The following is a 13,689-nucleotide window of genomic DNA, read 5'->3' as shown; positions in this document are numbered from 1 at the left end:
CGCGGCGGAGCCGCATGTTGACACAGCCCCGCGCCCCTGGGTCGGTCGACTCGCCCTGCGATAATCAGTCAATGGACGTGTCGCTTCCCGAACTGCCTTTCCCCCTCCGTACCTATGGGCCCGACGGGCACTGGTCCTACGAGGAGGGTGTCCTCACCGGGTGGGCCGGGCCTCGGCAGGATCGGTTCGTGCCGCCCACTGCCGAAGCGCTTGATCCCGCCTCCGACGCGCCGCGTCTTCTGGGCGCCCCCGAAGGTGACTTCCAGCTCATCGCTCGGGTCACCGTCGGCTTCAGCGCGTCCTTCGATGCCGGGGTGCTCTACGTCCATGTCGGCGACCGGGCCTGGGCCAAGCTCTGTCTGGAGTTCTCCCCGGACGTGCCCACCGTCTGCACGGTGGTCACCCGGGGACACTCCGACGACGCCAACTCCTTCACCGTGGAGGGCAGTTCCGTCTGGCTGCGGGTCAGCCGCACCGGCCGGGCCTTCGGCTTCCACGCCTCCCGTGACGGCGAGCGCTGGACCTTCGTCCGCCTCTTCACCCTGGGCGAGGAGAAGGAGACCGACGCGGCGCTGGTCGGCTTCATGACGCAGTCGCCGATGGGCGAGGGCTGCGTCGTGACCTACGACCACATCGAGTTCCGCCCTACCTGGCCGAACGACCTGAGAGACGGAAGCTGACCGCACCCGTCACCAGCAGCAGGGCCGCACTGATGCCCAGGCTCAGCCGCATCCCGGCCTCGAACCCGTCGGAGACCAGCACTCCGAACACGGCGACCGCGAGCCCACCGGCCACCTGCCGAGCCGCGTTGAGCACGCCCGCCGCGAGCCCGGCCCGCTCGGCCGGCACGGCGTCCATCATCGCGGCCGTCAGCGGCGGCACGGTCAGCGCGCACCCGAGGGCCAGGGGAACGAGCAGGACGGCCACCACGGCGGGCGACGTCCCGGCATCGACGTACAGCAGAATCAGCAGCCCCACCACCGCCAGCCCCTGCCCCACCAGCATCGGCGGCCGGGGGCCGTACCGGCTCGCCAGCTTGCCCGAGACCACGTTCGTCACCCCGATCAGCCCGGTCATCGGCAGGAACATCAGCCCGGCGTAGAGGGCGGAGCGCCCCTGCAGCTGCTGGAAGAAGAGGGAGAAGAGGAACACCACGCCGTAGAAGGCCACACTGACCGCAGCCCCCGCCGCGACAGCGACGGAGACGGTCCGGTTGCGGAACAACCCGAGCGGTACGACGGGATGGGCCTGCCGCGCCTCGACGCGGACGAAGGCAACGGCAGCCAGGCCGGCCACCGCCAGCGCCACCAGCCCGGTCGCCCCGCCCTCGATCACCGCGAAGGTCAGCGCCGTCAGGGTCACCACCGCCGTCAGCTGGCCCGGGAGGTCCAGCGGCGCCGGGCGGCGCTCCGAACGCGGGGCCCGGACCAGCAGCGCCAGGGCCACCGCGCCCAGCGGCAGGTTGATGAAGAAGATGCCCCGCCAGTCCCAGGCGGTCGTCAGCGCGCCGCCCGCCACCGGACCCAGCGCGACGGCCACCGAGCCGCCAGCCGCCCACGCGGCCACCGCACGGGCCCGCCGCACGGGATCGCCGTACGCCTGCCGCACCAGCGCCAGCGAGGCCGGCAGCACCACGGCCGCAGCCGCCCCCTGCACCACGCGCGCGCCGATCAGCGCCGGGAGGCTCGGCGCCAGCCCGCAGGCCGCCGAGGCGAGCGTGAACACCGTGATGCCGATCGCGTACGCCCGGCTCGCCCCGGCCCGGTCCGAGAAGGCGCCGGTGGAGAGCATCAGCGCCGCGAAGGCGAGGGTGTAGGCGTCCACCACCCACTGCAGCCCCGACATCCCGCCGCCGAGCGCGGAGCCGATGGACGGCAGGGCCACGTTCACGACGGACGCGTCGAGGGTGATCAACGCGAAGCCGAGAAGGGCGGTGGTGAGGGTGAGGGCGGGGGAGGGCTGCTTCCCGGCCGGCAACTTCCCTTGCCCATCGGTCAGTTGGCAACTGTCGGCCACGTGGTTCGTTGACATGCCTCCATGCTGCGGATCTCCGGCGGCGTACAGTAGTGGCCTGAATGCCATACCCCCGGAGGTTCTGGCCATGAGGCCTCTGCGTCGTATCGCCGTCGTCGCCCCCTCGCCCGTCTCGATGTTCAACCTCGCCATCCCGGAACTGCTGTTCACCAAGGTCGAGGTGGAGGGTCGGCCCGGCTACGAGGTGGTCATCTGCGCCCCCGAACCGGGACCGGTCCCGACCACCGGCGGTCTCGACCTCCACGTACGGCACGGACTGGACGTCATCCGGGAGGCCGACACCGTGCTCGTCGCCGGCACCGGGGCGCTGTACACGGCCGACCCGCGAACGGTGGACGCCCTGCGCGAGGCAGCCGCCGACGGCAAGCGGATCGCGTCCATCTGCACCGGCGCCTTCTCGCTCGCCCAGGCGGGCCTGCTCGACGGACGCCGGGCCACCACCTACTGGAGCCACTCCGAGGAGCTGCGCCGCCGCTACCCGGACGTCGACCTGTGCGCAGACGTTCTGTACGTACAGGACGGCCCGGTCCTGACCTCCTCCGGCTACGCGGCCGGCATCGATCTCTGCCTCCACATCATCCGCACCGACTACGGCGCCGCCGTCGCCAACGAGGTCGCCCGCCTGGCCCTGGTCGCCCCCGTCCGCCCCGGCGGCCAGACCCAGTTCACCCAGACCCCGCTGCCGCCCGAGCGGGGCACCGCCTGCTCCGACACCCGCGGCTGGGCCATGCGCCACCTCGACGAGCCGCTCACCCTGACCGACCTGGCCCGGCATGCGGGAGTCTCCGTACGGACCCTCACGCGCCGCTTCCACGCCGAGAGCGGGGTCAGCCCCCTGCAGTGGCTGCTCCACCAGCGCATCGAGCGCGCCAAGGAGTTGCTGGAGACCACCACGCTCCCCATGGACCGGGTGGCCCGAGCCTGCGGTCTCGGCACGGCCGACTCGCTCCGCGGCCACCTGGTCCGGCGCACCGGCCTGACACCGAGCGCCTACCGCACGCAGTTCAGCCGCCTCGGAACCGGAATGGCTGCCGCCACGTCCTCCGCTGCATGATCCGTGACCGAGTGACCGGAAGCCGAGTGATCCGCACCGTCCTGCCCGCCGAGGCGGCAGCCGTCACCGCGCTGCACGCGCGTGCCCGGGCGACGTACTACCCGGACGGCCTCCCGGACGACGGCACCGACTGGCTCGCCGCCTGGCGCTCGGCCATCGAGCGGCCCGACGGCCATGTGCTGTGCGCCGTCGAACAGGGCCGGATCATCGGCCTGGCCTCCTTCCGCACCCCGGAGGGCGCCCCGGCAGAAACGGTCAAGCTCTTCCAGTTCCACGTCGATCCCGACCACTGGCGCGACGGCGTCGGTACGGCCCTGCACGCGGCCTGCGTCGAACAGTGGCGGGCCGACGGTCGGCGTACGGCCGTACTGGAGGTACACGTCGCCAACGACCGGGCCCAGTCCTTCTACGCCCGCTGCGGCTGGACCGCGGACGTGGCGGACCCGGGGGACCACCACCTGCACCTGAGGTACGCGGTGCCGGGACGCTCCGCTGGTAGTGCCGGGTGAGGTCGTAGGGCGTCTGCGGGCCGGTGGGGGCGGGTCGCGCCGCGGGGTGCCGGGTGAGGTCGTACGGCATCTGCGGCGCCATCGTGGCTGGTCGCGCAGTTCCCCGCGCCCCTAAAGAAGGGCGTTGCCGCGGCCGCGGATGGTGAGGACCCGGCGTGGGTGTGAGCGTCAGCCGCCGACAGTGAGCAACCCGGCACGAGCATGAGCGCCAGCCGCCGACAGTGAGCAACCCGGCGTGGGTGTGAGCGTGAGTCGCCGGCGGTCGGGGGGTGTCCGCCCGCAGCGGCGGGCGTCCGACACCGAGCACATCCCCAGCAGACAGCACCGCCGACCGAGGACGGACACCCCCCGGCACGGCCCCGACCCACCCACCGGACCGAACGCGCTACACAAGCCCCACCACACCCGCACAGGCGCCGCAGGCATGGGGAATGAACCCCGCTGGTTGAACGTTCAGGTACCAGGCGGAGGGAGCCTCCGTACCCGTACGACCTGGAGAGAGCCGTAGACATGCGCGTCGAGATCTGGAGCGACATCGCCTGCCCCTGGTGCTACGTGGGCAAGGCCCGCTTCGAGAAGGCGCTGGAGGCCTTCCCGCACCGTGACGGCGTCGAGGTGGTGCACCGGTCCTTCGAGCTGGACCCGGGCCGGGCCAAGGGCGACGTCCAGCCGGTGCTCAAGATGCTCACCAAGAAGTACGGCATGAGCGAGGCCCAGGCCCAGGCCGGCGAGGAGAACCTGGGCGCCCAGGCCGCCGCCGAGGGCCTGGAGTACCGCACGAAGGACCGCGACCACGGCAACACCTTCGACATGCACCGCCTCCTCCACCTCGCCAAGGAGCAGGGCAGGCAGAACGAGCTCATCCAGACCCTCTACAAGGCCAACTTCGCCGAGGAGCGCTCCGTCTTCTCCGAGGGCGAGGAGCGCCTCGTGGAGCTGGCCGTAGAGGCCGGGCTGGAGGCCGAGGACGCCCGCAAGGTCCTCGCCGACCCCACCGCCTACGCCGACGACGTCCGCGCCGACGAGCGCGAGGCCGCCGAACTCGGCGCGAACGGCGTGCCGTTCTTCGTCCTCGACCGCAAGTACGGCATCTCCGGCGCCCAGCCCGCCGAGGTCTTCACCCAGGCCCTGACCCAGGCATGGGGCGAGCACTCCCCGCTGAAGCTGATCGACGAGGGCGGCGCGGAAGCATGCGGCCCGGACGGCTGCGCCGTACCGCAGCAGTGACGAACACGCAGATCAGGGCACACGTATAAGCGTTCCTTAGAAGAACCACGTAAGAATTCGCAATGGACTGAGAGATGGTCCGGGCCCACAGTGGACCCATGGAGACCTTCGAGAGCCTCGTCCGCGCCGAGTTCGCCCCGAAGAACACCTACCTCAACACCGCGAGCAGCGGCCTGCTCCCCGCCCGAACCGTGACCGCCCTCCAGGAAGCGGCGCGGATCAGGTTCGAGGGCAGCCCGCTGGACCCGCTGTTCGAGGACGTGGAGGCCGCCCGCGCCTCCTTCGCAAGGCTGGCCGGCGTCCCGGTCGCCCGGGTGGCGGCGGGGGCCTCGGTCTCCTCGCACAGCGGCGTGGTCGCCGCGTCCCTGCCCGCGGGTGCCGAAGTCCTCACGGCCGAGGACGACTTCACCTCGGTCGTGAACCCCTTCCACGCCCGCGGCGACCTCAAGGTGAGGATCGTGCCGCTGGAGCGGCTCGCCGACTCCGTCCGCCCGGACACCGCGCTCGTCGCGGTCAGCGCCGCCCAGTCCGCCGACGGCCGGATCGCCGACCTGCCGGCGTTGCGCGAGGCGGCACGGGAACACGGCGCCCGGACGTACGTCGACTTCTCCCAGGCCGCCGGATGGCTGACGGTGGACGCGGAGTCGTACGACTACACCGTCTCCACCGCCTTCAAGTGGCTGCTCGGCCCGCACGGCGCGGCCTTCCTCGTCGTCCCGGAGGACTTCGGCGATCTGACACCCGTGCTGGCCGGCTGGGTCGCGGGCGAGATCCCCTGGGACAGCTGCTACGGCCCCATCGCCGAACTGGCCCATTCGGCCCGGCGGTTCGACGTCAGTCCCGCCCTGTTCACCTACACCGGAGTACGTCACTCCCTCGCCCTGATGGAGGAGCTCGGCGTGGACGCCGTACACGCCCACGACCTGGCCCTCGCCGACCGCTTCCGCGCGGGACTCGCCACGCTCGGCCACGAGCCCCTGCCGGCACCTGGCTCGGCGATCGTCTCGGTCCCCGGACTGGGCGGGAAACAACCCGAGTTGAGCGCGGCGGGCATTGAGGTCTCCGACCGCGCGGGCAACCTGCGCGCTTCCTTCCATCTGTACAACACCGCCGCGGATGTCGATCGCCTCCTGGACGCCCTCTCTCACTGAACCACTGGCGCGCGACCGCCCGGGACGCTAGGAAAGGCACAAGGGGTGGTGGTGCCGTGGAGTCCACGGACGGGACGACGTCCGTTCAGCAACCCGCCGACGCGGAACTGCACCGGCGGCTGGTCTACGGGGACGAGTCCGCGCTGGCCGAGGCGTACACGGTGTACGGCTCCCTGGTGCGGGCCGTCGCCGTGCGGGTCACCCGCAGCCGGGCCGCCGCCGAGGACGTCGCGCAGGAGGTCTTCGCCCAGCTGTGGAGCAGGCCGTACGCCTTCGACGCCGGCCGGGGCAGTCTGCGCACCTGGCTGTCGGTGCTCGCCCACCGGCGGGCCGTCGACTGGGTGCGCAGCGAGGCCCGGCACCGCAAGGACGCCCGCGCCGACGACTCCGCCCTGCAGACCATCCCTGACGCCTCTCCCGGCCCGGCCGAGGCGGTCGTCGACCGGGAGCGCTCCCTCCTCCTGCACTCCGCCCTCGCCGAACTCCCGCAGCCCCAGCGGGAGGTGGTGCACCTGGCCTACTTCGCGGGCCGCACCTACCGCCAGGCCGCCGTCGAACTAGGCATCCCCGAGGGCACCGCGAAGACTCGACTACGCACCGCTTTACGTACTTTGGCCGAGTCTTTGGCAGACCCACCCGACCCTGCGTGGGAAAGGGGCGCATGATGGCAGGCAGGGAAGGAGGCGTGTGGTGACCACGGATCACGACGGCGTACGAGACCTGCTGGCCGCCTGGGCCTTCGGCGCCCTGGAGCCGGCCGACGAGAAGACGGTCCCGCTGCACCTGGCCGAGTGCGAGAGCTGCGCCGCGGAGGCGGAGCAACTTCGCGAGACGGTACGGCTGTTGGACGGACCGCCGCTGAACGGACTGCTGCCGGACGAGCCGCTCGGCCTCCGGAACGGCACCCCCGGCGTCCTCTCCGGCGCCCTGCGCACCCGCCCCGCCGCCGCACCCCATGTGGCCGGGCATGCCGCCCCCTACGCAGCCGCCGTCGCCGGCCTCAAGGCGCTGCTGCCCGAGATCGAGGGCCGCTGGACCACCCCGGTCGTCCACGACTGGGACGTGCACGCCACCGTCGCCCATCTCCTCGCCGCCGACGAGCACCTGGCGCGGCTGCTCGGCATGGGCCCACGCGTGCCGCCCTCCCGGATCGCGGAGGACACGCGCTGGGCGGACGCCTGGGATCAGCGCACGGCCGACGTCATCACCCACGAGCACGGCCGTACGCCCGAGGAGACCGTCGCCGACTGGTCCGCGCAGGCGGACGGGCTGCTCGCGGCGCCCGAGGCCCGTGACCACGAACTGGCCGCCCGCGCCGTGATGTTGATGGGCGTGCGGCTGCCGGTCGCCGACCACTTCGTGGTGCGCGCCTTCGAGGCGTGGATCCACACCGACGACATCGGCCGCGCCCTGGGACTCGCCGTCCCGCCGCCGCCCGAGGAACACCTGTGGCAGCTGGTCCGCCTGGCCGTCCGCATCCTCGGTCTGTCCCTGGGACCCACCGCGCCGCCGGTGCTGTTCGCGGTCACCGGCGGCGAGGAGTGGGTGCTGGGCTCCGAGGACGAGCCTGTTCAGGCCGAACTCACCCTGGACCCGGTCGACTTCTGCCTCCTCGTCGGCGGCCGGTACGCCCCCGACGAGGTGCCGCGCGGCACCGCGGGCGACGAGGCCGCCGTACGGAACGTACTGGAGCGGGCGTCCCAGCTGGCCTGGCTGTAGTCAGCCCTCGCCGCCACTGCCGCACAGGTTGGTCTCGACCTTGGCGAGCAGATCCAGCAGCTGCCGCCGCTCGGGCGCGGTCAGGCCGGTGAGGGTGTTCTCCTCCAGGACCCCCCAGGCCTCCTCGACCTCGGCGAGCAGGTGCGAGCTGGCGTCGGTCGCCTCGACGAGGACCGCGCGCCGGTCCGCCGGATCGGGCAGGCGCCGGACGTGCCCGGCCTGCTCCAGGCGCTGCAGCATCTTCGTCACCGTGGACGGATCGAGGTCGAGGAGCCGGATCAGCTCCGACTGCCGGGCCGGGCCGCGCTCCCACAGGTGCATCATCACCAGCTCCTGACCGGGGTGCAGTCCCAGCCCGCGCAGCAGCTGACCCGCGGCCTTGCGGTGCAGCCGGGCCGCCCGGGAGATGGCGTGGCTGACCGGCCCGCTGCGGGCGGCCGACGGCAGCTCGGTACAGATGTGGTGGCCCTCCGCCGCCTTGATGGCCTCCATCGGAACTCCCCGTTGTCGCTCGTGCCTGCCCTGCAGGGTACTCGCCCGGAGATTTGATTGGCCGACCAAGGAATGCGCTAGGGTGGCCCCCGGTTGAATTGATTGGCCGACCATGTAAATGGCCCATGGGTCGCCAATAGATCGCCCGTAGACCCCCCATAGGCCTCCCATAGGCCTCCCGTAGATCGCTTCAGGAGCCACCATGACCACCGCGTTCGATCCGATCGACCTCTCCGGCACTCAGCTGGCCAACCGCGTGGCGATGGCGCCGATGACTCGCAGCCGTGCCGCCGAGGGTGGCCTCCCGACCGCGCTGACCGCCGAGTACTACGTCCAGCGGGCCTCCGCCGGGCTGATCGTCACCGAGGGCATCCAGCCTTCCGCGGTCGGCCAGGGCTACCCCGACACCCCGGGGCTGCACAGTGCGGAGCAGGTCGCCGCCTGGCGCACGGTGACCGACGCCGTGCACGCGGCCGGGGGCCGGATCTTCGCGCAGCTCATGCACACCGGCCGGATCGGACACCCCGCGCTGCTGCCCGACGGACTGGTCAACGTCGGAGCCTCGCCGGTCGCCGCGAGCGGCCAGGTCTTCACCCACGAAGGCCCGAAGGACTTCGTCACGCCCCGCGAGCTGACCGGGGACGAGATCCGCGCCACGGTGGGCGACTTCGTGACCGCCGCCCGCAACGCGATCGAGGCCGGCTTCGACGGGGTCGAACTGCACGGCGCCAACGGCTACTTGATCCACCAGTTCCTGGCACCCGGCTCCAACCACCGCACCGACGAGTGGGGCGGGCCCGTCGAGAACCGCATCCGCTTCGCCGTCGAGACCGCAGAGGCCGTCGCCGCCGCGATCGGCGCCGACCGCACCGGCCTGCGCCTCTCGCCCGGCAACCCGCTCAACGACATCCACGAGCCCGAGCCGGAGCCGGCGTACACCGCGCTGGTGACCGCGCTGGAGCCGCTGGGCCTGGCGTATCTGCACGTCATGGAGATGGGCGAGATCCGCGAGCTGACCCTCACCCTGCGCAAGCAGTTCAGCGGCGTGTTCGTCCTCAGCCCGGCGACCGAGGGCCCGACGGGACCGGACGCCCTCGCCCTGGTCGAGGAGGGCGTCACGGACCTCGTCGCCTACGGCCAGCTGTTCCTCGCCAACCCGGACCTGCCGACCCGACTGCGGGCGGGCGGGCCCTTCAACGCCCCCGACCGTACGACGTTCTACGGCGGGGGCGCGAAGGGCTACACGGACTACCCGGTGCTCAGCGGACGGGAGTGAAGTCCCGCGCTCCGATGAACTCGGGGCGTCGGATGGGAGCCGCGAAGGGCTCCACGGCCGCGTTGTCCACGCTGTTGAACACGATGAACACGTTGCTGCGCGGGAACGGCGTGATGTTGTCGCCGGACCCGTGCATGCAGTTGCAGTCGAACCAGGTCGCCGAACCGGCCTTGCCGGTGAACAACTTGATGCCGTACTGGGTGGCCATCTCCGTCAGCGCCTCGTCGGACGGCGTGCCGGCGTCCTGCATCTGCAGGGACTGCTTGTAGTTGTCCTTCGGCGTGGCCCCCGCACAGCCGAGGAACGTGCGGTGCGACCCCGGCATGATCATGAGGCCGCCGTTGGTGTCGTGGTTCTCGGTCAGCGCGATCGAGACCGACACGGTCCGCATGTTCGGCAGCCCGTCCTCGGCGTGCCAGGTCTCGAAGTCGGAGTGCCAGTAGAAGCCGCTGGCGCCGAAGCCCGGCTTGACGTTGATCCGGGACTGGTGGACGTACACGTCCGAGCCGAGGATCTGCCGGGCCCGCCCGACGACCCGCTCGTCGCGCACCAGGTTCGCGAACACCTCGCTGATCCGGTGCACCTCGAAGACGGACCGGATCTCCTTGGACTGCGGCTCGATGATGGAGCGTTCGTCGGCGCGGATCTCCGGGTCGGTGACGAGCCGCTCCAACTCCCGGTGGTACACGGCGACTTCGTCGTCGCTGATGATCTGGTCGACGGCGAGGAAGCCGTCGTGCTCGAACGACTGGAGGCCGATGTCGGAGATCGGGCCGGGAGTGCCCGGCGCGCCCCACACGACGGGGTCCTTGCGCGGGGTCGACACCTCGGTGGCGCCGCGGCTTGGGTAGAGATCGGTGATGGTCATGGGTGCCTCACACCTCCTCGGGCTCGGTGAGCTGGGGGTCCCCCCAGTCTTTTGGATCTGGGGGAGGGTAGACGCCGTTCTCGTCGTGGTCCTCCCGGCCGGTCACGGGCGGGTTGAAGACGCAGATGCAGCGGAAGTCCTCCTTGATCCGCATCGTGTGCCGCTCGTGGCCGTCGAGGAGGTACATGGTGCCGGGCGTGATCGTGTACTTCTGCCCGGTCTCGTCGTCGGTGAGCTCGGCCTCGCCCTCGACGCACACGACGGCCTCGATGTGGTTCGCGTACCACATCGACGTCTCCGTACCCGCGTACAGAATCGTCTCGTGCACGGAGAAGCCGACCCTCTCCTTGGCGAGGACGATGCGTTTGCTCTCCCACGTCCCGGACGCGGCCTTCACATGCCGGTCGGTGCCTTCGATGTCCTTGAACGAACGGACGATCACGGTGTTGCGATGCCTCCTAGGTGGATGTGTCTCAACCGGTCGGTTCAGACGGTTTCGCGGACGGAGCGGGCGAGGACGCTGAGCCCCTCGTCCAGCTCGTCCGAGGTGACGGTGAGCGCCGGGAGCAGCTTCACGACCTCGCCCTCCGGGCCCGACGTCTCGATGAGCAGCCCGAGTTCGAAGGCGCGGTGCGCCACCCGGCCGGCCCGGTCCTTGTCATGGAACTCCAGGCCCCACACGAGCCCGCGCCCCCGGTACTCCTTCACATCGGCGAGGTTCTCCTCGGTGATGGAGATGAGGGCCTGCTCGATCTGCTCACCGCGGGCACAGGTCTGCTTCTCCATCGCGGGCCCGTCCGCCCAGTACGCCTCCAGCGCGGCGGTGGCCGTCACGAAGGCGGGGTTGTTGCCGCGGAAGGTGCCGTTGTGCTCGCCCGGCTCCCAGATGTCCAGCTCGGGCTTGAACAGGCAGAGGGACATGGGCAGTCCGTAGCCGCTGATCGACTTGGAGACGGTGACGATGTCGGGGGTGATGCCCGCCTCCTCGAAGGAGAAGAAGGCACCCGTCCGCCCGCAGCCCATCTGGATGTCGTCGACGATGAGCAGCATGTCCTGGCGCTCGCACAGGTCGGCGAGCGCCCGCAGCCACTCGGGGCGCGCGACGTTGATGCCGCCCTCGCCCTGCACGGTCTCCACGATCACGGCGGCGGGCTTGTTGAGCCCGGACCCCTGGTCCTCCAACAGCCGCTCGAACCACAGGAAGTCCGGGACCTGCCCGTCGAAGTAGTTGTCGAACGGCATCGGCGTCCCGTGCACCAGCGGAATCCCGGCGCCGGCCCGCTTGAAGGCGTTGCCGGTGACGGCGAGCGACCCCAGCGACATCCCGTGGAAGGCGTTGGTGAACGACACGATCGCCTCGCGCCCCTTCACCTTCCGCGCGAGCTTGAGCGCGGACTCCACGGCGTTGGTGCCGGTCGGCCCCGGGAACATGACCTTGAACGGCAGATCACGCGGCCGCAGCACCAGGTCCTGGAAGGTCTGCAGGAACGCCCGCTTGGCGGTGGTCGACATGTCGAGCCCGTGCGTGACGCCGTCCCGCTCCAGGTAGTCGATCAGCGCGCGTTTGAGGACGGGGTTGTTGTGCCCGTAGTTGAGCGAGCCGGCGCCCGCGAAGAAGTCCAGGTACGCGTGGCCGTCCTCGTCGTACATACGGCTGCCCTGCGCACGGTCGAAGACGGTGGGCCAGCCGCGGCAGTAGCTGCGCACCTCGGACTCGAGGGTCTCGAAGACACTGAGGTCGGGCTGGGTGATGGTCACGACGAATCGCTCCTCGTTGCGTGGGGGGTGCAGAGGGAGTGGTCAGGCGGAGGGAGTGAGAGACAGGGGCCCGATGCGGTACAGAACCTCGGGGTCGTGCGGCCCGTCGGGGAACAGACGGGCGTCGAACAGCACCTCGCGCTCCAGCCGGGCGCCGTGACGCTCGGCGAACGCGGCGAACAGCCGCTCGGAGGCGGTGTTGCCCGGGGTGATGGTGGTCTCGACGATGCGCAGACCGCGCTCGGCGGAGACCCGCGCGGTCAGCCCGTCGAGCAGCGCGGCGGCGAGGCCCCGCCCGCGGTACGCCGCGTCCACGGCCACCTGCCAGACGAGCAGGGTGCCGGGCCGGTCGGGCCGGACGTACCCGGTGACGAAACCGACCGGCTCCCCGCGCTCGTCCCGCGCCACGGCCGTCGTGGCGGCGAAGTCCCGACACCACAGCAGATAGCTGTACGACGAGTTCAGGTCGAGGGCCTTCGAGTCCCTCGCTATCCGCCACAGCGCGGCGCCGTCCGCCACCGACGGCCGGTCGATTTGCAGGTCTGCTTGTGCGGCAGTCATGCGAATTGAATTTACCGAGGGAAATTCGAAATTGCATCGCCGGGTGGGGTTACGTGCGAGGGCTCTCTGTGTTATCACGCGGGCGCGTGCGGCCACGCGAGTGGGTACCGAAATGGGTGATTTCACCCGGTAATAATGCACATAGCGGACGCGATGTGTAACGCGTCACAACCATGTAATCCCCACGAGATCTGACCGAATTACACTGATCGGCGTTCGCGAAATCTTTGCGTTTAGGTCGAAGGAAAGCGGGCAAAAGAATACGGGAAGCTGTTCTCCGAGGAATTCAAGAATTCCCTCGAAATTAGGTTCCGGTTACTCCGTCGATCCGCTCCCGCAAGATGTCCGCGTGCCCGTTGTGCCGCGCGTACTCCTCGACCATGTGCACGAGCACCCACCGCAAGCTGACCTCCAGCCCGGCCATCGCCCCGTCGGCGATCCGCCCGGTGTCGTCCGGCGACCGCCCGGCACGCAAGGCGTCCCCTCGGGCGATCTCCCGCTTCCACGCGGCCAGCGCCTCGTCGAGTCCCCGTCCCGGATCGAGGGCGTACCCGGTCTCCTCCTCGAACACCGGCGGCACATCGAGCCCCCCGACCACCCGCTGGAACCAGTTCCGCTCGACCTCGGCGAGGTGCTGCACGAGGCCGAGGAGGGTCATCGCGGACGGCTCCGCCGATGCCAGCCGCACCTGCGCGTCGTCCAGTCCCGCACACTTCAGCTCCAACGTGGCCCGGTGGAAGGCCAACCAGCTTTCGAGCATGGGGAGTTCGTCGCCGGTCATGAGAGGGATGGGGCGTCCGTCGGGGAGGGCGAGAGGTGTGTCGGTGGTCATGCGGGCGAGTCTCTCAGCGAGAGCCCGCCCGGCAACGCGCGTTTTCGGCCCGTCCGACGGTTTTTTCTCGCCCCCGCCGCCCCTTCCCAATTCCCGTCCCTGGGGGCTGCGCCCCCAGACCCCCGCTGTCGGCCCTGAAGGGGCCTCGTCCTCAAACGCCGGACGGGCTGAAAAGATCAAGCCCCAGCCGGGAAAGTCCAGCCTCGGC

15 protein-coding genes are annotated in these 13,689 nt (G+C 70.8%); 8 read left to right on the top strand and 7 right to left on the bottom strand.

The window, feature by feature from the left end; genetic code table 11:
- Window positions 1-71 precede the first annotated feature (71 nt).
- Entirely contained in the window at window positions 72-680 is a 609-nt protein-coding gene (locus tag IG08_RS0136000; protein ID WP_030612673.1) for a DUF1349 domain-containing protein, read from the top strand.
- Here IG08_RS0136000 and IG08_RS0135995 read toward each other — a convergent pair.
- Window positions 646-2,031: an MFS transporter gene (locus tag IG08_RS0135995; protein ID WP_030612668.1), complete on the bottom strand. Its 1,386-nt coding sequence runs from the start codon at window positions 2,029-2,031 to the stop codon at window positions 646-648. The two genes, IG08_RS0136000 and IG08_RS0135995, sit on opposite strands and share 35 nt — an antisense overlap.
- Before the next feature lie 70 nt (window positions 2,032-2,101).
- Here IG08_RS0135995 and IG08_RS0135990 point away from each other — a divergent pair, with 70 nt between their 5' ends.
- The 6 genes from IG08_RS0135990 to IG08_RS0135965 all read left to right on the top strand — a co-directional run bounded on the left by IG08_RS0135990 (window position 2,102) and on the right by IG08_RS0135965 (window position 7,694).
- The gene (locus IG08_RS0135990; RefSeq protein WP_030612666.1) at window positions 2,102-3,088 is read left to right on the top strand and encodes a GlxA family transcriptional regulator; all 987 of its coding nucleotides are present in this window, start codon (window positions 2,102-2,104) and stop codon (window positions 3,086-3,088) included.
- Window positions 3,085-3,597 carry a GNAT family N-acetyltransferase gene (locus IG08_RS0135985; protein WP_199820964.1) on the top strand — a complete coding sequence of 171 codons (513 nt, stop codon included), beginning with the start codon at window positions 3,085-3,087 and terminating at the stop codon, window positions 3,595-3,597. Before IG08_RS0135990 ends, IG08_RS0135985 begins: the two co-directional genes overlap by 4 nt.
- A 510-nt stretch (window positions 3,598-4,107) precedes the next feature.
- Window positions 4,108-4,824, top strand: a complete 717-nt coding sequence (locus IG08_RS0135980) for a DsbA family oxidoreductase (protein WP_030612660.1) — start codon at window positions 4,108-4,110, stop codon at window positions 4,822-4,824.
- 98 nt (window positions 4,825-4,922) lie between these two features.
- A complete protein-coding gene (locus IG08_RS0135975; protein ID WP_030612658.1) occupies window positions 4,923-5,975 on the top strand; it encodes an aminotransferase class V-fold PLP-dependent enzyme in 1,053 nt (350 codons plus the stop codon).
- A gap of 56 nt (window positions 5,976-6,031) precedes the next feature.
- Window positions 6,032-6,640 (top strand): RNA polymerase sigma factor, encoded by a 609-nt coding sequence (locus IG08_RS0135970; protein ID WP_030612657.1) that lies wholly within the window; start codon window positions 6,032-6,034, stop codon window positions 6,638-6,640.
- A gap of 25 nt (window positions 6,641-6,665) precedes the next feature.
- Window positions 6,666-7,694, top strand: coding sequence for a maleylpyruvate isomerase family mycothiol-dependent enzyme (locus IG08_RS0135965; RefSeq protein WP_030612655.1), 1,029 nt, complete (start codon window positions 6,666-6,668; stop codon window positions 7,692-7,694).
- On the opposite strand, the gene IG08_RS0135960 is transcribed toward IG08_RS0135965, so the two are convergent.
- Window positions 7,695-8,186: a MarR family winged helix-turn-helix transcriptional regulator gene (locus IG08_RS0135960; protein WP_052425007.1), complete on the bottom strand. Its 492-nt coding sequence runs from the start codon at window positions 8,184-8,186 to the stop codon at window positions 7,695-7,697.
- Between the two features lie 202 nt (window positions 8,187-8,388).
- On the opposite strand from IG08_RS0135960, the gene IG08_RS0135955 reads away from it, so the two are divergent.
- Window positions 8,389-9,462, top strand: a complete 1,074-nt coding sequence (locus IG08_RS0135955; RefSeq protein ID WP_030612651.1) for an alkene reductase — start codon at window positions 8,389-8,391, stop codon at window positions 9,460-9,462.
- Here the strand turns inward: IG08_RS0135955 and thpD are convergent.
- From thpD to IG08_RS0135930, 5 genes are all read right to left on the bottom strand, one after another.
- Complete coding sequence (thpD, locus tag IG08_RS0135950) at window positions 9,446-10,330, bottom strand: ectoine hydroxylase (protein ID WP_030612650.1); 885 nt, start codon at window positions 10,328-10,330, stop codon at window positions 9,446-9,448. The genes IG08_RS0135955 and thpD overlap by 17 nt on opposite strands.
- Before the next feature lie 7 nt (window positions 10,331-10,337).
- Window positions 10,338-10,772: an ectoine synthase gene (locus IG08_RS0135945; RefSeq protein WP_030612647.1), complete on the bottom strand. Its 435-nt coding sequence runs from the start codon at window positions 10,770-10,772 to the stop codon at window positions 10,338-10,340.
- Between the two features lie 44 nt (window positions 10,773-10,816).
- Entirely contained in the window at window positions 10,817-12,088 is a 1,272-nt protein-coding gene (gene ectB, locus IG08_RS0135940; RefSeq protein WP_030612644.1) for a diaminobutyrate--2-oxoglutarate transaminase, read from the bottom strand.
- Between the two features lie 42 nt (window positions 12,089-12,130).
- Window positions 12,131-12,649, bottom strand: coding sequence for a diaminobutyrate acetyltransferase (ectA, locus tag IG08_RS0135935; RefSeq protein ID WP_030612641.1), 519 nt, complete (start codon window positions 12,647-12,649; stop codon window positions 12,131-12,133).
- Between the two features lie 304 nt (window positions 12,650-12,953).
- On the bottom strand, window positions 12,954-13,481 hold the full coding sequence (locus tag IG08_RS0135930) for a DinB family protein (protein ID WP_030612636.1): 528 nt from the start codon (window positions 13,479-13,481) through the stop codon (window positions 12,954-12,956).
- Window positions 13,482-13,689 lie beyond the last annotated feature (208 nt).

The sequence above is a fragment of the Streptomyces fulvoviolaceus genome (genome assembly GCF_000718165.1).
GTDB lineage: Bacteria > Actinomycetota > Actinomycetes > Streptomycetales > Streptomycetaceae > Streptomyces > Streptomyces fulvoviolaceus.
The sequence above is the reverse complement of the archived record's forward strand: the minus strand, read 5'-3'. Positions and strand labels throughout refer to the sequence as shown.